This window comes from Klebsiella sp. CN_Kp088, from assembly GCF_040064335.1.
Classification (GTDB): domain Bacteria; phylum Pseudomonadota; class Gammaproteobacteria; order Enterobacterales; family Enterobacteriaceae; genus Klebsiella; species Klebsiella aerogenes.
The window spans coordinates 85085-104683 of sequence record NZ_JBEAIQ010000018.1 but is presented as its reverse complement, the minus strand read 5'-3'; the positions used below and the strand labels follow the sequence as shown (position 1 = coordinate 104683).

Genomic DNA, 19599 nt, shown 5'->3' with positions numbered 1-19599 from the left:
GGCTACCACTTCTGCGCTTACCGGGCCGCGGACCGTAGGCCGGATAAGCGCAGCGCCATCCGGCGACATGAGTGCGCCAAGCCTAGCAGCGCCAGGCTTCGGGCCGTTAAATCAACGTTCCGTAGATGGTCAGCAGCGCCATAATCACCACCACCACCAGCGAGGTTTTCTTCGCCATGGAAACCGCCGCTTTTGGCGTCTCAACCGCATCGACGTGCGGCTCGCGGGCCAATGAGAACTGGGCCAGACGAGTTAATACCTGATACTGTGAAGAGTGACGATCGCCTAGCGAGGCAAACCACGCAGGCAGCGCTTTTTCGCCGTGCCCCAGCAGCGCGTATACCACGCCAACCAGGCGCACCGGCACCCAATCGACAATATGCAGAATACCGTCAATGCCGGACTGTAAACGATGGCGCGGCGTCTGATAGCGCGCAAGCCAGGTCTGCCAGGCGCGCAGGACGCTATAAGCGGTTAGCGTCAACAGCCCCCACGGGCCGCCGACCACCAGCCAGAACAGCGGCGCGAGATAGTAGCGATAGTTGATCCATAGCAGTGCGTTTTGCAGCTCGCGGAGATACTCCTGACGATCGCAGCCCGGCGGCACGCCGTGAATAAGCGTTAGTTCGCTGGCCATAGAATCGCAGGCGTGGCTATCGTTGTTCGCCGCCGCCTTCAGATAGGCATGATAATGCAGGCGCACCTTGCCCGCGCCAATGCACAGCAGGCCAAGCAAAATCCAGAACACCAGCAGCGGTACGTTAAATAGCTGCCCCTGTAGCAGGCGTTGAATAACGTACACCACCGCCACCGCGACGACGGTCATCAGCACGGTGCCGAACAGCGAGAAATGCCTCACGCGGCGGAACAGTACCTCCAGGCGATGATCGAGCTGCCAGTGCTCGCCAAGCTTGAACAGACGCTCGGCGATGAGAACCAGCAGCGTAGTAAACAACGTCATGGTATCTCCTTATGTGACGATGCGGCCAACATACCGCGGTATTTTGCCCAATCAAAGGCCGGGCCGGGATCCGTTTTACGTATCGGCGCGATATCGCAATGGCCGGTAATATTATCAGCAATACCAGGATAACGCTGGATGAGCGCCTGGGTAATCACCACTAACTGCTGGTACTGCGCCTCGGTGTAGGCCTGAGTATCCGTCCCTTCCAGCTCAATGCCGATCGAAAAATCATTGCAGCGCTCGCGGCCGTGATAGCTGGAGACGCCCGCATGCCATGCGCGCTTATCAAAGGGTACATACTGGACTATCTCGCCATCGCGGCGAATCAGACAATGCGCCGAAACGCGCAGATGAGCAATCCCGGCGAAGTAAGGATGCGCGTCGGCATCCAATGTACCGGTAAATAGCGCGTCAATCCATGGGCCGCCAAACTCCCCCGGCGGCAGGCTGATATTATGTACCACCAGTAAAGAAGGGTTTTCATCGTCCGGGCGGCAATCGTGATGCGGCGAAGGCACCCGACGCGCGCCCACCAGCCATCCGCCATTCAACTGCATGGGGAATCTCCTTTCGCAAACGTGGATCCCGGCGGCCCCACAGGCGACGCGAAATCCATTGGGTATGTGTGGTACAGAAACGTGGTTCAGGTTAGCATGTTTCCCACTTCTGAATCTTATCTATCTGGAGCTTTATCATGACGCCTCGTCGCTACAGCCCCGACCGCCGCCGTGACGCGCTGCTGGAACGTATTAATCTCGATATTACCGACGCCGTCGCGCAATCACTACGCGAAGATCTGGGCGGCGAAGTTGACGCTAACAACGATATTAGCGCGCAATTATTGCCATCGGACGCGCGCGCTCACGCCGTCGTTATCACCCGCGAAGATGGGGTATTCTGCGGTAAGCGTTGGGTAGAAGAAGTTTTCATTCAGCTTGCCGGCGACGATGTCCGCATCACCTGGCACGTGGCTGACGGCGATACGGTAAAAGCCGATCAGCCGCTGTTCGAACTGGACGGGCCGTCGCGGGTGCTGCTGACCGGCGAACGCACCGCGCTGAATTTCGTGCAGACCCTCTCCGGGGTAGCAAGCGAAGTACGCCGCTACGTCGACCTGCTCAAAGGCACCAAAACGCAACTGCTTGATACGCGTAAAACGTTACCAGGCCTGCGCACCGCGTTGAAGTATGCGGTGCTGTGTGGCGGCGGCGCGAACCACCGTCTGGGCCTCTTCGACGCTTTCCTGATCAAAGAAAACCATATCATCGCCTCTGGTTCGGTACGTCAGGCGGTGGAAAAAGCCTTCTGGCTGCACCCGGACGTACCGGTGGAAGTCGAAGTCGAAACACTGGATGAGCTGGATGAAGCGTTAAAAGCCGGCGCTGATATCATCATGCTCGACAATTTCACCACCGACCTGATGCGTGAGGCGGTAAAACGTACCAACGGCCAGGCGGCGCTGGAAGTCTCCGGCAACGTTACTTTCGATACCATTCGCGAATTCGCGGAAACCGGCGTTGACTATATTTCCGTCGGCGCACTCACTAAGCACGTACGGGCCCTCGACCTGTCCATGCGTTTTCGTTAATTCTCTCCCCCGATATCCACCGGGTATCGGGGTTATTTTTGCGAGACGCCTCGCACGCTTCCCGTGCATCTTTGAAAATGCTACCGAAAAGCTGGATGCCTGCATCCTAAGCGTATTTTTCCTCCTCGCCGCCGCGACGTAATCGCGCCAAAGTCACCCCACAACCAACAAGGAGTGACTTATGGATAAGCAACGTGGTTTTACCCTGATCGAATTAATGGTGGTTATCGGCATTATCGCCATCCTCAGCGCCATCGGCATCCCTGCCTACCAAAACTACCTACGCAAAGCCGCCCTCACCGATATGCTGCAAACCTTTGTGCCCTACCGCACGGCAATAGAGCTGTGCGCGTTGGACCACGGCGGATTAACCAGCTGCGATGGCGGCAATAACGGAATCCCTTCACCGTCGACTACCCGCTATGTATCAGCGATGAGCGTCGCCCAGGGGGTGGTCACGCTGACCGGGCAGGAGAGCCTTAACGGCCTGGCCGTCACCCTGACCCCTTCCTGGGATAACGCCAACGGTATCACCGGTTGGCAGCGCGTCTGCGCCATCGGCGATGACAGCGCGTTAAAGCAGGCCTGCGAAGATGTCTTCCGCTTTAACTGAGGTGACAGACATGAAAACCGAACAGCTACTCTCACTCTGTCAGCGCCATCACGCACTGTTGTTGAAGAGCGACGAGCAGACCATTGTTATCGCCGTTGTGGATACGCCGTCTCCAGAACTGATGGAAGCGCTGCGCTTCGCTACCCAAAAGCGCATCGATATTGAATGCTGGAGCCAGGAGCGGATGGATAAGCATCAGCATGAGGCACAGCGGTCAGCAGCAGACTCCGCCACGGGTACCTCCCAGGGCGTAACCGATCTACTGAATCAAATTCTGGAGCAGGCGCTGCGCCAGCGAGCCTCTGATATCCATATTGAGCCGGCGGAAAATCAGCTGCGGATACGCCTGCGTGTCGATGGCGTTTTGCATGCTCTACCGTTACTTGAGGCCGCGCTGGCTGCGCCAATAGCCGCACGGCTTAAGGTGCTGGGCAACCTCGATATTGCCGAGCATCGTCTACCGCAGGATGGACAGTTCACTCTGACGCTTACCGGGCGCACGGTCTCCTTTCGCATTGCAACCCTCCCCTGCCGCGGCGGGGAAAAAATCGTCCTGCGTTTATTACACCAGGTGGAGCAGGCGCTGGATCTGGAAGCTCTGGGGCTCTCCTCTCGTCAGCTTGCTTTTTTCCGCGCCACATTGAACCAGCCGCAGGGGTTGCTACTGGTTACCGGGCCTACGGGGAGTGGCAAAACCGTCACCCTGTACAGCGCGCTGCAGGCGCGAAACCGCGAAGAGGTCAATATCTGCAGCGTGGAAGATCCGCTGGAGATCCCGCTTACCGGGCTCAACCAAACGCAGATCAACCCGCGATCCGGGCTTACCTTCCAGAGCGTCCTGCGGGCGCTGCTGCGTCAGGATCCGGATATCGTCATGGTCGGAGAAATTCGCGATGCCGAAACCGCGGAAATCGCCATTAAAGCCGCACAAACCGGGCATCTGGTGCTCTCTACATTGCATACTAACTCCACCAGCGAAACGTTAATTCGCCTGCAACAAATGGGCGTAGCGCGCTGGATGATCTCCTCGGCGCTATCGCTGGTGGTCGCCCAGCGGCTGGTGCGAAAACTGTGTCCCCACTGCCGGCGCGATGGCGGCCGCCCTACCGAGGTGCCGCACAGTCTTTGGCCACGCCCATTACCCGGCTGGCTGGCGGTTGGCTGCCCACAGTGCTACCACGGTTACTACGGCCGCCTGGCCTTATTCGAACTGCTGCCGGTGGATAGCGCGCTGCGTCAGGCCATTAATCGCGATCTCAGCGCGGCGGAAATCGAAACGCTGGCCCGCGAAGCCGGCATGATGACACTGTTTGAAAGCGGCTGTGAAGCGGTGGAGCGCGGGTTGACCAGCCTGGAAGAAGTCGTGCGCGTTCTGGGGATCCCACATGGCGACTAAGCAGCTTTGGCAGTGGCGGGGGATGAATAAGCAAGGAATGATGTGCGAGGGCGCCCTGTGGCAAGAAACGCGTGGGCAGGCGCTGGCATCACTGGAACAGCAGCGGATCCTGCCGCTGGCGCTACGGCGTAAAACGGTACAGAATTCGCTGTGGCGCCCGCGCTACAGCGGTGAGGTTATCCGCCAGCTTGCCACGCTGCTGCAGGCTGGTTTACCGCTGGCTGAAGGGCTGGAGCTACTGGCCCAACAACAGCCGCACAAACAGTGGCAGGCGTTGCTACGAGTGCTGGCGCAGGAACTGGCAAATGGCGTTTCTCTCTCCAGCGGCCTGGCGCAATGGCCGCAGGTCTTCCCTCCGCTCTATCTGGCGATGATCCGCACCGGCGAGCTCACCGGTAAGCTGGAACGCTGCTGCTTTCAACTCGCGCAACAGCAGCAAGAACAACAGCGTCTGACAGAAAAGGTAAAGAAGGCGCTGCGCTATCCGATCGTTATCCTGACATTAGCGCTGGCGCTGGTCGTGGCGATGCTGTTTTTCGTTCTGCCTGAATTTACCGCCATCTATCGGACCTTCAACACGCCGCTCCCCTTGCTGACGCAAATGGTCATTCACCTTGGCGACGCGTTAGCCCGCTACTGGCCCTTGCTGCCGCCTCTTTTTGCTATTCTACTTTTTCTCATCCGGCTAGCCCGGCGTCGGCCACGCTGGCTGCTGTTAAGGCAAAGATTATTTCACGCGATTCCAATAGCGGGTCGGCTGATCAACGGTCAGCAACTGAGCCAGATATTTACCATTCTTTCACTGACACAAAGCGCGGGCATAAGCTTTGTCCAGGGGCTGGAGAGCGTTGAGGAAACCGTGGGCTGCCCGCTGTGGCGGCAGAGGATTGCACAGGCGCGCGCAGAGATTACCCATGGCCAACCAATCTGGCAGGCGCTGACGAATTGTGGCGGATTTACCTCGCTGTGCCTGCAGCTCATTCGTACCGGCGAGGCATCTGGAGCGCTGGATACGATGCTCGATAACCTGGCGCGCCATCATAGCGAGCAAACTCATCAGCAGGCGGATAATCTGGCGACGCTGCTGGAGCCAATACTGCTGGTGGTGACCGGAACGATCGTCGGTGTGCTGGTGGTAGCGATGTACCTACCTGTTTTTCATCTGGGGGACGCGCTGGGCACAATGGGGAGTTAATGGCTGGCGCCAGAGCGCCAGCCATCGTCATTACAGGCTGTTGAACACGCGGTTCTCTTGTTCCTGTACGCGGATAAAGGTTGTACGTTTGGTCAGCTCTTTCAGGCGGGAAGCGCCAACATAGGTGCATGCTGAACGCAGGCCACCGAGGATATCACGCGCGGTATTATCAACCGGGCCGCGCAGCGGCAACTTAACGGTTTTACCTTCCGCGGCACGATATTTCGCGACGCCGCCGACGTGGCGAGTCATCGCCGATTCAGAGCTCATACCGTAAAACAGCATGAATTTTTCACCGTTCTCTTCCACCACGGTACCGCCGCTCTCTTCGTGACCCGCCAGCATCCCGCCGAGCATGACAAAATCGGCACCGCCGCCAAAAGCTTTCGCAACATCGCCCGGCATGGTGCAGCCGCCGTCGCTGATGATCTGGCCGCCGAGACCGTGCGCGGCATCGGCACATTCAATCACCGCAGACAGCTGCGGGTAGCCAACGCCGGTTTTCACGCGGGTAGTACAGACGGAGCCAGGGCCAATGCCCACTTTAACGATATCAGCGCCGGAGAGAATCAGTTCTTCACACATTTCACCGGTCACCACGTTGCCGGCGATAATGGTTTTTTGTGGCCAGGCGGCGCGCGCTTTCGCCACAAACTGAACGAAGTGTTCAGAGTAGCCGTTAGCCACGTCTATGCAGACGAAGTTCAGCTGTGGATTCTGGGTCAGGATCTGCTGAGTTTTTTCAAAGTCCGCGTCAGAGGTACCGGTGGAAACCATCACATGCTGCAGCACTTCTGCGGACTCGCTCTGCACAAACGCCTGCCATTCTTCAACGCTGTAGTGTTTGTGCACGGCGGTCAGAATTCCAAAAGCGGACAAGGCTTTCGCCATGCTGAAGGTACCGACGGTATCCATGTTAGCAGCGATAATCGGTACGCCGGACCAGGTCTGGCCTGAATGCTTAAAGGTGAATTCACGTTCCAGTTGAACATCAGAACGGCTTTTGAGGGTAGAGCGTTTCGGGCGGATAAGAACGTCTTTAAAACCTAGCTTCAGATCTTCTTCAATACGCATGTGCGAATTCCTGGGGTTAATTGCATTAATGTGAGAGCACAACTCCAGTGACGCTATCATACGCACGAATCATAGCCGCGCAAGACTGCGATTTTCACTTTTTTTACGCTACAATCGTTAAAATTTACCTGGTGAATAGCGAAAAACACGTTCGTGTGCTTTCCTTACCATTGCGTCATTTTTAACCAATTGTTTTTTATATATAAAGTGAATCACAATTCACATTATGGATACTTTTTCGATTTAACAAAATCTTGATTAAGCTATCCTCTGGGTCTGAATGGCGCGGTGAATCGCCAGGGTTTTGAACAATAATGTGACATCGGGATTGAAGTGTATGGGGTATACGGTAGCGTTAACAGGCGGCATCGGTAGCGGTAAAAGTACCGTCGCCGACGAATTTGCTCACCTGGGCGTAACCGTCATCGACGCCGATATTATTGCGCGTCAGGTTGTAGAGCCCGGTACTCCCGCCCTGCTTGCTATCGCTGAAAGGTTTGGTCCACAGATGATCAACGACGATGGCAGTCTGAATCGCCGCCGCTTACGCGAACGCATTTTTGCTCATAGCGAGGACAAGGCCTGGCTTAACGCGCTGCTGCATCCGCTGATTCAGCAAGAAACGCGCCGTCAGATGCAGGCCTCAACCTCACCTTATCTCCTCTGGGTCGTACCCTTGCTGGTCGAAAACCGCCTGACCGATAAAGCCGATCGCATACTGGTTGTCGATGTGCCAAAAGAGACGCAAATCGAGCGCACCATACGCCGCGATGGGGTCAGTCGTGAACACGCTGAACATATTCTTGCCGCCCAGGCGACGCGCGAACAGCGTCTTGCCGCAGCGGATGATGTTATTGAAAACATGGGCTCCGCGGATGCCGTCGCATCCCACGTCGCCCGCCTGCACGATAAGTATTTAATGCTGGCATCGCAGGCCGCCTCACAGGAAAAACCGTAATGCATACCCCTGTTCTCTTCGAACATCCGCTCAATGAGAAAATGCGCACCTGGCTGCGCATTGAATTTTTATTTCAGCAGCTCTCTTCCCGCCCGGCCATTGCCAGCTACGCGGACGCTCTCCATTTTTTCCGCAATACCGGCGATCTACTGGACGTGCTGGAACGTGGCGAAGTGCGTACCGATTTGCTGAAAGAGCTGGAGCGACAACAGCGGAAATTACAAACCTGGGCCGAAGTGCCCGGCGTCGATCAGCAGCGTATTGAAGCCCTACGTCAGCAGCTCAAACTGTCCGGCAGCACCTTGATCTCCGCTCCGCGTATTGGCCAGTTTCTTCGTGAAGATCGGCTGATTGGCCTGGTGCGCCAGCGTCTGAGCATCCCTGGCGGCTGTTGCGGCTTTGATTTGCCAACTCTGCATATCTGGCTGCATATGCCGCAAGAGTATCGCGATGAGCAGGTGGCAAAATGGTTAGCGAGCCTGACGCCGCTGATGCAGTCGCTGGAGCTGATCCTTGATTTGATTCGTAACTCCGCGCCTTTCCGTAAGCAGACCAGCCTCAATGGCTTTTATCAGGATAATGGCGACGATGCCGATCTGCTGCGCCTGCGCCTGGATCTCGCAAGCCAGCTATACCCGCAAATTTCCGGCCATAAAAGCCGCTTCGCCATCCGCTTCCTGCCGCTGGACAGCGAGCATGGTATCGTGCCGGAACGCTTTGATTTTGAACTGGCTTGTTGCTAAGGAGACACTATGTCAGAAGAGACTATCGTTAACTGCCCAACCTGCGGTAAAAACGTCGTCTGGAGCGAGCAAAGCCCGTTTCGCCCGTTTTGCTCGAAGCGCTGCCAGCTGATCGATCTTGGCGAGTGGGCGGCGGAAGAGAAACGTATCCCCAGTTCCGGCGACTTATCCGACAGCGATGACTGGAGCGAGCCGCAGCAGTAACCTTTCCTATCGCTAATCCGGGACGTTCCGGATTAGCGTTTCAGGCCTGCGCCGGGTTGCCCGGCGCTCAGGCAAGCGTAATAAGTTTATTAATTATCGGCTCGTTCGCCGGCGGAAATGCCTGCGGATCCAACGCCTGCTGCGCCATCCACTGCCCCGGTTGTCCTTCTTTGCCCCACGGCTCACCTTGCCAGTTTTCCACCAGGAAGAACCATAGCGTGATATGGCGATCCGGGAACTGATACTCCAGTTTGTCGAACAACGTGGACGTCGTCACCGTAATCCCGACCTCTTCCTGCAGTTCACGTACCAGCGCCTGTTCCGGCGTCTCACCTGATTCTATTTTTCCACCGGGGAATTCCAGTTTATTGGCCATATGCGCGTCTGCAGCACGCTGGGTAATAAAAATTTCGCCTTGCGGATTGCGAATTATCCCGACGGCGATTTGCAGTTTTTTCATTGAAACAGCTCCATAAAAAAGGCGCAGAAATCTGCGCCCTGGTTTGCTTTTTATCAGCCCTTAGCTCAGACGGCCGTGGCACTGTTTGTATTTTTTACCGGAACCGCACGGGCACGGATCGTTACGCCCGACTTTACGGTCGCCGGTCTGTTCAGCCAGCGAGGCGGCAGCCAGTGTATCGTCATCCTGATGGCTCAGCTGCTGCATCTGCGCGAGACGCTCTGCCTCTTCGCGACGTTGCTGTTCCATCTCTTCGACTTCTTCCGGCATCCGCACCTGTACCTTGCTCAGCGTGCTGATAACTTCATACTTCAGCGATTCGAGCATAGCGGCAAACATCGAGAAGGATTCGCGCTTGTACTCCTGCTTCGGATCTTTCTGCGCGTAGCCGCGCAGATGGATACCCTGGCGCAGGTAGTCCATCGCCGCCAGGTGCTCTTTCCACAGGGAATCCAGCGTTTGCAGCATGACGCCTTTCTCGAAGTGACGCATCATTTCGGCGCCGACCACTTCTTCTTTACGCTGGTAGGTTTCTACCGCGCTCTGCAGAATACGTTCACGCAGGGTCTCTTCGTGCAGCTCCGGCTCTTTATCCAGCCACTCTTTAATTGGCAGATCAAGGTCGAAGTCGTTTTTCAGACGTTCCTGCAGGCCTTCAATATCCCACATCTCTTCCAGCGACTGCGGCGGAATATGCGCATCAATAGTGGCTTTGAAGACGTCTTCGCGGATGCTGTTGATGGTTTCGCTCACGTCGGAGATATCCAACAGCTCGTTACGCTGGGTATAGATAGCACGACGCTGATCGTTGGCGACGTCATCATATTCCAGCAGCTGTTTACGAATGTCGAAGTTGCGGCTTTCCACTTTACGCTGGGCGTTGGCAATCGCTTTGGTCACCCACGGGTGCTCGATAGCTTCGCCCGGCTTCATCCCCAGTTTCCGCATCATGCCGGATACGCGATCGGAGGCGAAGATACGCATCAGAGCATCTTCCATCGACAGATAGAAGCGGGAAGAACCGGCATCACCCTGACGGCCAGCACGGCCACGCAGCTGGTTATCGATACGACGGGATTCATGACGCTCGGTACCGATGATGTGCAGACCGCCTGCGGCCAGGACCGCATCGTGGCGCACCTGCCAGTCAGCTTTGATTTTTTCAATCTGCTCCGGCGTTGGATTTTCCAGCGCGGCAACTTCCGCCTGCCAGCTACCGCCGAGCATAATATCGGTACCACGGCCCGCCATGTTGGTGGCGATGGTGACCGCAGCCGGATAACCCGCCTGGGCGACGATATCCGCTTCGCTGGCGTGGAACTTGGCGTTCAGGACGTTGTGCTTGATGCCGGCTTTCGTCAGTTCACGGGAAACCACTTCAGATTTTTCGATTGAGATAGTACCGACCAGCACCGGCTGACCGGCAGCGGTACGATCTTTAATATCCTCGATAATCGCCTGAATTTTTTCCGCTTCGGTCATGTAGACCAGATCCGCCATATCCTTACGGATCATCGGACGGTTAGTCGGGACGACAACGGTATCCAGTTTATAGATGGAGCTGAATTCAAAGGCTTCGGTATCCGCGGTACCGGTCATCCCCGCCAGCTTCTCGTACAGGCGGAAGTAGTTCTGGAAGGTGATGGATGCCAGAGTCTGGTTCTCATTCTGGATCTCCACGCCTTCTTTGGCTTCTACCGCCTGGTGGAGGCCATCGGACCAGCGACGCCCCTGCATCGTACGGCCGGTGTGTTCATCGACGATGATGACTTCGCCATCTTTCACGATGTAGTCAACGTCGCGGGTAAACAGCGCGTGGGCGCGCAGCGCGGCGGTAACATGGTGCATCAGCATGATATTGGTCGGAGAATACAGTGATTCGCCTTCCTCCATGATGCCTTCCTGCACCAGCAGCTCTTCGATCAGTACCAGACCGCGTTCGGTCAGGTTAACCTGGCGAGCTTTCTCATCCACGGAGAAGTGGCCTTCACCGGTAAAGGTGTCGGAGTCTTCCTTTTCCTGGCGGATCAGGTGCGGAATAATTTTGTTCACCTTGCGATACATTTCGGAGCTGTCTTCAGCCGGGCCGGAAATGATAAGCGGGGTACGCGCTTCGTCGATCAGGATGGAGTCCACCTCATCCACCAGCGCATAGTGCAGTTTACGCTGTACGCGCTCTTCCGGGCTGAACGCCATGTTATCGCGCAGATAATCGAAGCCGTATTCGTTGTTGGTACCGTAGGTGATGTCGGCCGCGTAGGCTTCACGCTTCGCCGGCGCAGGCAGGCCGGACATATTGATGCCCACGCTCATACCGAGGAATTCGAACAGCGGACGGTTGTTTTCGGCGTCACGCTGCGCCAGATAGTCGTTGACGGTAACGACGTGAACGCCTTTACCGGTCAGCGCGTTAAGATACGCCGGTAACGTCGCGGTCAGGGTTTTACCTTCACCGGTACGCATTTCCGCGATGCAGCGGTCGTTCAGTACCATACCGCCCAGCAGCTGCACGTCGAAGTGGCGCATGCCGAAGACGCGTTTACTCGCTTCACGCACCACGGCAAACGCTTCCGGGATCAGGCTTTCCAGGCTTTCACCTTTCTCCAGACGCGCGCGGAATTCCCCGGTTTTGGCTTTCAGCTCGTCATCAGAGAGCTTTTCCATCGCCGGTTCCATACCATTGATGATGTTGACGACTTTGCGCATACGACGCAGCGTACGGTCGTTACGGCTACCGAACACTTTAGTTAACATTTTAATTAGCATAATAAAATCTCAAACGCCCCGCGGTGCGGAGTCAAAAAAAATAGGATGGTCCGTGTTTATTTTCAGCTGAGACGTTGAGGCCCTGCGCGGATCCCCGCTACCTGGCTTATCCAGGCGCTGACGCGGAAGGCAGAATAAGAAGAAGGGATATAAGCCGCCTGGCGGATAACCACCGGCGGTTTGCTGTCCTGGGTCAGCAGCGCGCTGAGCGTATCGAGCAGGGCCAGATGCTGGGCCTGCAGCGGCGATGATTCTTCCGCCACAGGCAAAGCCTGCGGCGCCATCGCAAACGACAGATGGCGAATGACGGTGCGAATCGCATGCTGATGCCAGTAGTCGACGGTAAAGTTCGGCCGACGATTGGCCTCCAGCAGCGCCAGCTGGGAGAAGTTAACTTTATTCGGATTATGGTTGCTGGCCGTGGCTTTCGCCGGCGTAGTGGTTTCGTGGCTGTTGTTAAGCGCAGGCAGGCCGAGGCTAGCCGCGACCATCCCCAACAGGAGATGCGGCCAAAAATACCGTCTGCCAAACTGTCGCCAACGCGTCAGCAATCCACTCACTTTCTTTACCTTTAGTTGGTATTCCTGCGTCCTTTCAGGCGGTCCATTTTATTGGCGGTCTTCGCAGTACAGCCTGAAATCGACAGGATAAAGCAACCCAGAGAAAAATTTTGCGCCCAAATACTAACATTAATACCGCGCCGAGACAGCAGGAATGAACGCTAATGCAGCGGGAAAACGCTTAATAAAGCAGCGAACGCGCACATATTATTGTCAGCGAAACACAGTGAAAAGCGGTTTGGGGAGGCTAAAAAGAAAAACGACTGGTTCCCTGGACGGAGAGAGTACCAGGTTACCAGTCGAATTTACTGAATGGTCAGGCTTACGCCAGAACCATTGACGGTGCGCGGAATGCCAGCGGCAGTTTTGCGTCGTCTTCGAAGGTCACATACTCCCAGGCTTCCTGTTTTGCCAGAACAGCCTGTAGCAGTTTGTTATTTAACGCGTGACCGGATTTGAACGCCGTGAATGCGCCGATAATGTTGTGACCACACATAAACAGGTCACCGATCGCATCCAGCATTTTGTGGCGAACAAATTCATCTTCAAAGCGCAGACCGTCTTCGTTCAGTACGCGATAATCGTCAACAACGATGGCACAATCGAAGCTGCCGCCCAGGCACAGGCCACGGGACTGCAGATATTCGATATCACGCATGAAACCGAAAGTACGAGCACGGCTAATCTGACGCATGAACGCATCGGCCGAGAAGTTCAGCGCATAGCGTTGGGTGCTTGAGTCAATCGCCGGATGGTTAAAGTCGATGGTAAAGTCCAACGAAAAACCATTATACGGCTTAAACTCAGCCCATTTGTCGCCATCTTCAACGCGAACCGTCTCTTTGATACGCACAAATTTCTTGGCGCTGTTCAGTTCATCGATGCCGGCATCCAGCAACAGATAAACGAACGGAGCGGCGCTACCGTCCATAATCGGGATTTCCGGCGCATCGACTTCAACAATAATGTTGTCGATGCCCAAGCCAGCCAGTGCGGCATTTAAGTGCTCGACTGTAGAAATCCGCACGTCATGCTCGTTCACCAGGCAAGTACAGAGCATGGTATCACGCACAGATTTGGCATCAGCCGGAAAATCAACCGGTGGATTCAAGTCGGTGCGACGATAGATGACCCCGGTATTTGCCGGCGCAGGGCGTAAAGTCAGCGTGACTTTCTTGCCGGTATGCAAACCGACACCAGTCGCCTGAACAATACGTTTAAGAGTCCTTTGTTTGATCATCGTATAATCTCGCCAAGTTACCTATCCAACCGAAGTGTACTATACATTCGGCAGGGCAGTTTAGCACAAAGAGCGCAGATGCCCAACTTCCAGCCAATTCTTAATCGGCTTGCTTACGCAGGAAAGCTGGAATATCCAGATAATCCGGCTCTTTCGCGGTTTGCGGCGTATTGTCGTTCACCACTTTCGCCACCGGTTTCTGCTCTTGCGTTAATGGAGCCATACCGTGCTGCTGGTAGCGATCCATTACCGGCTGCTGTACCTGTTTGTTGGTCACCAGGGTAATTTCCGGACGCTTGTCCATACCGATACCGGTGGCAACAACGGTCACACGCAGTTCATCGTTCATATCCGGGTCCAGAGAGGTACCGATAACCACGGTCGCGTTATCCGAAGCAAAGGCGCGGATAGTGTTACCAACGGTTTCGAACTCATCCAGACGCAGGTCGAAGCCAGCGGTGATGTTGACCAGTACGCCACGCGCGCCGGACAGATCGATATCTTCCAGCAGCGGAGAAGAGATAGCCATTTCAGCCGCTTCTTCCGCACGGTCTTCACCGCTCGCCACGCCGGAACCCATCATCGCGTAGCCCATTTCCGACATCACGGTACGGACGTCCGCAAAGTCGACGTTCATCAGACCCGGACGGGTAATCAGTTCGGCAATACCCTGCACCGCACCTTTCAGTACGTCGTTTGCCGCGCCGAAAGCGTCGAGCAGAGAGATACCGCGGCCCAGAACTTTCAGCAGCTTGTCGTTCGGGATGGTGATCAGTGAGTCAACGTGCTTGGACAGCTCGGTGATCCCCTGCTCAGCAAACGCCATGCGCTTCTTGCCTTCGAAATTAAATGGCTTAGTGACGACCGCAACGGTCAGGATACCCAGATCCTTCGCCACTTCCGCGACCACTGGCGCCGCACCGGTACCGGTACCGCCGCCCATACCCGCCGCGATAAAGACCATGTCCGCGCCATCAAGCGCAGCGCGCAGCGCTTCACGGTCTTCGTCTGCCGCATTACGGCCCACTTCCGGGTTCGCGCCTGCACCCAGACCTTTGGTAATACCGCTACCGATCTGGATAGTCTGGCCAACAGCCGTTTTACGCAGCGCCTGCGCATCGGTGTTCACCGCGAAGAATTCAACACCCTCAATGCGCTCGCGCACCATGTGTTCAACGGCATTACCGCCGCCGCCACCGACGCCGATGACTTTAATCACCGCGTCGTTGGTCAGTTCCATAGGTTCAAACATAGTTTCTCTCCGTCTTGTGCCTGTCGCCTGAGAACGCTAATTGTCTGCGTTCTCTTAAAAAATTAAAACTCTTTTCGCAGCCAGCTGTTGAGTCGCTTAATCCACGAGCCCACTGACGCCGTCACGCGTTTTTCTACTTCTGCTTCACCACTGAGATGTGACTCTTTTCCGTAGTGCAGCAGCCCAACCGCCGTCGAATAGTACGGCTCCTGAGCGTAATCCGTTAAACCGGTGATGTTCAGAGGCGCGCCAATGCGCACCTGCGTATGGAACACGCGCTGCGCGCAGGCCGCCAGGCCTTCAATTTGCGCGGCGCCGCCGGTTAATACAATCCCCGCCGCCAGATGGTGTTTGACCCCTTGCTGACGGAGCTGTTCCTGCAGCTGCAGGATTTCTTCGTTAACCAGATTGAGCAGTTCGGTATAACGCGGTTCAATCACCTCTGCCAGCGTCTGACGCTGCAGGCTGCGCGGCGGACGTCCGCCCACGCTCGGTACTTCCACGTTTTCGTCTTTACCGACGATTGAACCTAATGCGCAACCGTGACGAACCTTGATGGCTTCGGCGTCGCTCGGCGGCGTACCGAAGGCATAGGCGATATCGCTGGTCACCACGTTGCCCGCGTAAGGGATCACTTTGGTGTGACGCAGCGCGCCGCCGGTATACACGGCGATATCCATTGTACCACCGCCGATGTCCACGACGCAGACACCCAGCTCACGTTCGTCTTCCGTTAATACGGAATAACTGGCCGCTAAACCGGCGAAAATAAGTTGGTCAACTTTCAAACCACAACGTTCAACCGCTTTAACAATGTTTTTCGCCATATCGTTATGGCAGGTAATCAGATGTACCTTCGCCTGCATACGCACGCCGGATAACCCTACTGGGTTTTTAATACCTTCCTGGTAGTCGATGGCGTATTCCTGCGGGATGACGTGCAGTACGCGATGTTCGTCGCGTACGCGTACCGATTTCGCGGTATGAACGACGTTTTCCACGTCATCCTGCGTCACCTCTTCTTCGGAGATAGGCACCATGCCAATCTCATTTTGACAGCTAATATGCTTACCTGAAAGCGCCAGATACACTGATGAGATCTGGCAATCGGCCATCAGTTCAGCCTGGTCGATAGCGCGCTGTACGCATTTCACTACCGACTCGAGGTCATTCACCCCGCCTTTATCCATGCCGCGCGATGGGCAACTGCCCACGCCAATGATATTAATCATACCGTCGGGCAGAACTTCCCCTACTAAAGCGGCAACCTTCGCGGTGCCAATCTCCAGTCCAACTACCAGTTTTCTGTCCGTCGCCTTGATCATCGTTGTTCTGCCTGTGCCTGATTCTGTTGTTGATTATTTTCCTCTACGGGAGCAGGTACCCAACCTACCGCCGCACCCGAGTCATAGCGCAAATCAACGTAGCTTATCCGTTTGCCGTCGGTCTGTGCCTGCTGCTGAAGAACCGGGTAGAGTTCCATAAAGCGCTGAAGCCGTTTCATGGTGTCGCCGCGGCCAAGGTTGAGCTTAATATCGTTATTAAGCGTCAACTGCCAGGAGCGACGCGCGGTCATTGCCGCCACTTTCAACGTGAACTTATTCTTTGCCAGCACCTGTCCCATGTCGCGGTATCCCTGCAGCACTTCATTTTCGCTGCCTTCCGGGCCGTATAACATCGGTAAGTTCTGTTTGCTGGTACGATCCGCCGGCACGCTGAAAGAATTTCCTTCTACGTCTACCATATGTTGATCATTCCAGCGCGCAATCGGCACATATTCAACCAGATGAATCTTCAATTCATCGGGCCATTGTTTTCTTACGCTCGCCTGTTTAATCCACGGCAGGCGCTCAATTTGGCTCTGGATGATGTTGACATCCTGAGTCATAAAGGTGCCCGGCGAGCCCAACGCCAGAATAGCCTGACGGATATCATCGTTACGCGTGTAGTGACGTTCGCCGGTGACGACCATTTTCGACAACGGCAGACGCTGCGCATCTTCCATCCAACCAAGAACCATCCATCCGCTGACCAACACGGTACACAACACCGCCAGCAGGAAAACGATCCCTGCCAGCCGGGTTCCATTATTCCGACGCGAAGAAGCAATCGATTCTTCTTCCTGGTTCCGCGTATTCAGCGCCGCCTGCGACATATCACCCCGCCAGGTCCAGAATTCGTACAACAAGCTGCGAGAAGCTCATCCCCGCCTGACGGGCCGCCATCGGCACCAGACTATGGCTGGTCATCCCCGGTGAGGTGTTCGCTTCCAGCAGATAAAACTGGCCATCGCTGTCCAGCATCACATCAATACGTCCCCATCCTTTGCAACCCAGAACATTCCAGGCTTTAAGCACCAGGCTCTGGATTTCTGACTCGCGGGCGGGTTCCTCAAAACCAGGGCAGAAATATTGCGTCTCATCAGAGAGATACTTCGCCTCATAATCATAGAAGGTTCCAGCCGCCTGGATACGAATTGACGGTAAAATTTCTTCACCGACGATAGCGACGGTAAATTCCGGGCCACTGAGCCATTTCTCAATCAGAACTTCATCATCATGCTGAAAAGCCAGCGCCAATGCATCCTGCATTGCACAACTTTCGCTAACTTTCGACATGCCGACGCTGGACCCTTCGCGGCTCGGCTTGATAATAACCGGCAGCCCCAGCGCCGCAATCTGCTCAGAAACGCCAGCAGAAAGTCCTGCGTTGAACTGCGCGCGGGTCAATGCAACCCACGGCGCGACCGGTAATCCCGCTCCCTGCCACAGTAATTTACTGCGCAGCTTATCCATAGAAATAGCGGAAGCCATTACGCCGCTGCCGGTGTACGGCAGTTGAATGAGCTCCAGAAGGCCTTGCAGCGTGCCATCTTCGCCGCCGCGCCCGTGCAGGGCAATAAACGCTTTCTTAAAGCCCATGTTCTTCAACTGGGTGATATCAACGTCGCGCGGATCGACCGGGTGAGCATCCACCCCGCCTTCACGCAGCCCGGCCAACACCGCAGCGCCTGAATTCAGCGAGACTTCACGTTCAGCGGAGGTTCCGCCGAAGAGAACCGCGATTTTATCAGCCATGTCGGTCCTCCTCCGTTTTTTGCGGTACCAGTTTGATTTCAGCCAGGTGACGTGCGATTTTTCCTATGTTGCCGGCGCCCTGCACCAGCACCAGATCGTCACCGGTCAATACCGATGCCAGCATCTCCGCGGCCTGCGCCGGATCGGAAACCAGAATCGGGTCAACTTTGCCGCGACCGCGGATCGTGCGGCACAGTGAGCGGCTATCGGCGCCTGGAATCGGCGCTTCGCCCGCCGGATACACATCCAGCATCAGCAGCGCATCAACCTGGGTCAGCACGTTGGCGAAATCATCGTACAGATCGCGAGTACGGGTATAACGGTGCGGCTGGAATACCATCACCAGATTTTTATCCGGCCAGCCGGCACGCGCCGCTTTGATAGTGGCGTCAACTTCCGTCGGATGATGGCCGTAATCGTCAATTAGCATCGCGCTACCGCTCTTGCCGTTGACTTCCGCCAGCGGATATTCGCCAAGGAAGTCGAAACGGCGGCCGGTGCCCTGGAAACTCTCCAGCGCGCGCAGAATCGCCTCGTCTTCAATGCCCTCTTCCGTCGCGACGGCAACGGCCGCGGCAGCGTTGAGCGCGTTGTGGCGGCCCGGCGCGTTCAGCGTCACCTGCATGACCTCTTTATCCTGGCGTACCAGGCGGAAATGGCCCTGCGCGCCCAGCTGACGATACTCTTCAATGCGTACGTCGGCGTCATCGCTAAAACCATAGGTGGTGATTTGGCGGCCGACACGCGGCAGCAGTTCACGAATCACCGGGTCATCCACGCACATCACCGCGCGCCCGTAGAACGGCAGGTTGTGCAGGAAGTTAATAAAGGTCTGCTTCAGGTTCTCGAAGTCGCCATGATAGGTATCCATATGGTCAGCTTCGATGTTGGTCACAATGGCGACCATCGGCTGCAGATGCAGGAACGACGCATCGCTCTCATCCGCTTCCGCAATCAGATAGCGGCTATGGCCAAGACGGGCATGTACGCCCGCCGCCTTCACCAGCCCACCGTTGACGAAGGTCGGATCGAGGCCGGCTTCGGCGTAAATGCTGGATACCATCGCGGTGGTCGTGGTTTTGCCGTGCGTACCGGCAATCGCAATCCCGTGACGGAAACGCATGAGTTCCGCCAGCATTTCCGCGCGGCGGATTACCGGAATGCGCGCTTCGTGCGCGGCGACGATTTCCGGGTTATCCGCGGAGATCGCGCTGGACACCACGACAACGCTGGCATCGCGCACGTTTTCCGGGCGATGGTTGAAATAAATGGTGGCGCCAAGCTGCGACAATTGCTGAGTCACCGGATTCGGCGCGAGATCAGAGCCGCTAATCTGGTAGCCTTCATTCGCCAACACTTCGGCAATACCGCCCATACCGGCACCGCCGATGCCGACAAAGTGAATGTGCCGGACGCGACGCATCTCGGGCACTATGGAACGCAGTTTTGCCAAATCTTGTGTATTCATTCTTTACGCCATCAACTTCTTTATTCGGGCGGTGAAAATCA

General features: G+C 56.0%; 19 protein-coding genes. 7 read left to right on the top strand and 12 right to left on the bottom strand.

What is annotated here, in order from left to right; all coding sequences use genetic code 11:
* Positions 1-106: 106 nt before the first annotated feature.
* Both ampE and ampD read right to left on the bottom strand, forming a co-directional pair.
* A complete protein-coding gene (gene ampE / locus ABLV08_RS09635; protein ID WP_032709890.1) occupies positions 107-961 on the bottom strand; it encodes a beta-lactamase regulator AmpE in 855 nt (284 codons plus the stop codon).
* Positions 958-1521, bottom strand: coding sequence for a 1,6-anhydro-N-acetylmuramyl-L-alanine amidase AmpD (gene ampD, locus ABLV08_RS09630; RefSeq protein WP_015704411.1), 564 nt, complete (start codon positions 1519-1521; stop codon positions 958-960). The genes ampE and ampD overlap by 4 nt, the downstream gene beginning before the upstream one ends.
* Before the next feature lie 137 nt (positions 1522-1658).
* On the opposite strand from ampD, the gene nadC reads away from it, so the two are divergent.
* The 4 genes from nadC (at position 1659) to hofC (ending at position 5756) form a co-directional block, all read left to right on the top strand.
* Positions 1659-2552 (top strand): carboxylating nicotinate-nucleotide diphosphorylase, encoded by an 894-nt coding sequence (gene nadC / locus ABLV08_RS09625; protein ID WP_032713362.1) that lies wholly within the window; start codon positions 1659-1661, stop codon positions 2550-2552.
* 181 nt (positions 2553-2733) lie between these two features.
* Entirely contained in the window at positions 2734-3165 is a 432-nt protein-coding gene (ppdD, locus tag ABLV08_RS09620) for a prepilin peptidase-dependent pilin (RefSeq protein ID WP_047041546.1), read from the top strand.
* Between the two features lie 10 nt (positions 3166-3175).
* A complete protein-coding gene (gene gspE / locus ABLV08_RS09615; protein WP_048230627.1) occupies positions 3176-4561 on the top strand; it encodes a type II secretion system protein GspE in 1386 nt (461 codons plus the stop codon).
* Complete coding sequence (gene hofC, locus ABLV08_RS09610) at positions 4551-5756, top strand: protein transport protein HofC (RefSeq protein WP_348855783.1); 1206 nt, start codon at positions 4551-4553, stop codon at positions 5754-5756. The genes gspE and hofC overlap by 11 nt, the downstream gene beginning before the upstream one ends.
* Before the next feature lie 30 nt (positions 5757-5786).
* On the opposite strand, the gene ABLV08_RS09605 is transcribed toward hofC, so the two are convergent.
* Positions 5787-6830, bottom strand: coding sequence for a GMP reductase (locus tag ABLV08_RS09605; protein ID WP_015368234.1), 1044 nt, complete (start codon positions 6828-6830; stop codon positions 5787-5789).
* Positions 6831-7167: 337 nt separating this feature from the next.
* Here ABLV08_RS09605 and coaE point away from each other — a divergent pair, with 337 nt between their 5' ends.
* From coaE to yacG, 3 genes are read left to right on the top strand one after another with little or no spacing between them, the layout of a single operon-like run.
* Entirely contained in the window at positions 7168-7788 is a 621-nt protein-coding gene (gene coaE / locus ABLV08_RS09600; RefSeq protein WP_042894009.1) for a dephospho-CoA kinase, read from the top strand.
* Positions 7788-8531, top strand: coding sequence for a cell division protein ZapD (gene zapD, locus ABLV08_RS09595; protein ID WP_015368236.1), 744 nt, complete (start codon positions 7788-7790; stop codon positions 8529-8531). The genes coaE and zapD overlap by 1 nt, the downstream gene beginning before the upstream one ends.
* A gap of 9 nt (positions 8532-8540) precedes the next feature.
* Entirely contained in the window at positions 8541-8735 is a 195-nt protein-coding gene (yacG, locus tag ABLV08_RS09590; protein ID WP_015368237.1) for a DNA gyrase inhibitor YacG, read from the top strand.
* 67 nt (positions 8736-8802) lie between these two features.
* On the opposite strand, the gene mutT is transcribed toward yacG, so the two are convergent.
* The 9 genes from mutT to murC form a co-directional block, all read right to left on the bottom strand.
* Complete coding sequence (gene mutT / locus ABLV08_RS09585; RefSeq protein WP_015368238.1) at positions 8803-9195, bottom strand: 8-oxo-dGTP diphosphatase MutT; 393 nt, start codon at positions 9193-9195, stop codon at positions 8803-8805.
* 60 nt (positions 9196-9255) lie between these two features.
* Entirely contained in the window at positions 9256-11961 is a 2706-nt protein-coding gene (gene secA, locus ABLV08_RS09580; protein WP_032709883.1) for a preprotein translocase subunit SecA, read from the bottom strand.
* 62 nt (positions 11962-12023) lie between these two features.
* Positions 12024-12521 (bottom strand): secA translation cis-regulator SecM, encoded by a 498-nt coding sequence (secM, locus tag ABLV08_RS09575; RefSeq protein ID WP_015368240.1) that lies wholly within the window; start codon positions 12519-12521, stop codon positions 12024-12026.
* Positions 12522-12843: 322 nt separating this feature from the next.
* Complete coding sequence (gene lpxC / locus ABLV08_RS09570; protein WP_015368241.1) at positions 12844-13761, bottom strand: UDP-3-O-acyl-N-acetylglucosamine deacetylase; 918 nt, start codon at positions 13759-13761, stop codon at positions 12844-12846.
* 100 nt (positions 13762-13861) lie between these two features.
* Positions 13862-15013, bottom strand: a complete 1152-nt coding sequence (gene ftsZ / locus ABLV08_RS09565) for a cell division protein FtsZ (RefSeq protein ID WP_004857884.1) — start codon at positions 15011-15013, stop codon at positions 13862-13864.
* A 62-nt stretch (positions 15014-15075) separates the two neighbouring features.
* Complete coding sequence (ftsA, locus tag ABLV08_RS09560; RefSeq protein ID WP_002888625.1) at positions 15076-16338, bottom strand: cell division protein FtsA; 1263 nt, start codon at positions 16336-16338, stop codon at positions 15076-15078.
* Positions 16335-17168: a cell division protein FtsQ gene (gene ftsQ, locus ABLV08_RS09555; RefSeq protein WP_015368242.1), complete on the bottom strand. Its 834-nt coding sequence runs from the start codon at positions 17166-17168 to the stop codon at positions 16335-16337. Before ftsQ ends, ftsA begins: the two co-directional genes overlap by 4 nt.
* Before the next feature lies 1 nt (position 17169).
* Positions 17170-18090, bottom strand: coding sequence for a D-alanine--D-alanine ligase (locus ABLV08_RS09550; protein ID WP_015704403.1), 921 nt, complete (start codon positions 18088-18090; stop codon positions 17170-17172).
* Positions 18083-19558, bottom strand: a complete 1476-nt coding sequence (gene murC, locus ABLV08_RS09545) for a UDP-N-acetylmuramate--L-alanine ligase (RefSeq protein ID WP_048230126.1) — start codon at positions 19556-19558, stop codon at positions 18083-18085. The genes ABLV08_RS09550 and murC overlap by 8 nt, the downstream gene beginning before the upstream one ends.
* Between the last annotated feature and the right edge of the window lie 41 nt (positions 19559-19599).

What these genes read in the sequence shown, in the direction of transcription:
- ABLV08_RS09605 (WP_015368234.1), bottom strand. Translation starts at nt 6,830, where the DNA reads ATGCGTATTGAAGAAGATCTGAAGCTAGGTTTTAAAGACGTTCTTATC.
- ftsA (WP_002888625.1), bottom strand. Translation starts at nt 16,338, where the DNA reads ATGATCAAGGCGACGGACAGAAAACTGGTAGTTGGACTGGAGATTGGC.
- zapD (WP_015368236.1), top strand. Translation starts at nt 7,788, where the DNA reads ATGCATACCCCTGTTCTCTTCGAACATCCGCTCAATGAGAAAATGCGC.
- murC (WP_048230126.1), bottom strand. Translation starts at nt 19,558, where the DNA reads ATGAATACACAAGATTTGGCAAAACTGCGTTCCATAGTGCCCGAGATG.
- ftsQ (WP_015368242.1), bottom strand. Translation starts at nt 17,168, where the DNA reads ATGTCGCAGGCGGCGCTGAATACGCGGAACCAGGAAGAAGAATCGATT.
- ampD (WP_015704411.1), bottom strand. Translation starts at nt 1,521, where the DNA reads ATGCAGTTGAATGGCGGATGGCTGGTGGGCGCGCGTCGGGTGCCTTCG.
- ftsZ (WP_004857884.1), bottom strand. Translation starts at nt 15,013, where the DNA reads ATGTTTGAACCTATGGAACTGACCAACGACGCGGTGATTAAAGTCATC.
- secA (WP_032709883.1), bottom strand. Translation starts at nt 11,961, where the DNA reads ATGCTAATTAAAATGTTAACTAAAGTGTTCGGTAGCCGTAACGACCGT.
- nadC (WP_032713362.1), top strand. Translation starts at nt 1,659, where the DNA reads ATGACGCCTCGTCGCTACAGCCCCGACCGCCGCCGTGACGCGCTGCTG.
- ampE (WP_032709890.1), bottom strand. Translation starts at nt 961, where the DNA reads ATGACGTTGTTTACTACGCTGCTGGTTCTCATCGCCGAGCGTCTGTTC.
- ppdD (WP_047041546.1), top strand. Translation starts at nt 2,734, where the DNA reads ATGGATAAGCAACGTGGTTTTACCCTGATCGAATTAATGGTGGTTATC.
- mutT (WP_015368238.1), bottom strand. Translation starts at nt 9,195, where the DNA reads ATGAAAAAACTGCAAATCGCCGTCGGGATAATTCGCAATCCGCAAGGC.
- hofC (WP_348855783.1), top strand. Translation starts at nt 4,551, where the DNA reads ATGGCGACTAAGCAGCTTTGGCAGTGGCGGGGGATGAATAAGCAAGGA.
- ABLV08_RS09550 (WP_015704403.1), bottom strand. Translation starts at nt 18,090, where the DNA reads ATGGCTGATAAAATCGCGGTTCTCTTCGGCGGAACCTCCGCTGAACGT.
- lpxC (WP_015368241.1), bottom strand. Translation starts at nt 13,761, where the DNA reads ATGATCAAACAAAGGACTCTTAAACGTATTGTTCAGGCGACTGGTGTC.
- coaE (WP_042894009.1), top strand. Translation starts at nt 7,168, where the DNA reads ATGGGGTATACGGTAGCGTTAACAGGCGGCATCGGTAGCGGTAAAAGT.
- yacG (WP_015368237.1), top strand. Translation starts at nt 8,541, where the DNA reads ATGTCAGAAGAGACTATCGTTAACTGCCCAACCTGCGGTAAAAACGTC.
- gspE (WP_048230627.1), top strand. Translation starts at nt 3,176, where the DNA reads ATGAAAACCGAACAGCTACTCTCACTCTGTCAGCGCCATCACGCACTG.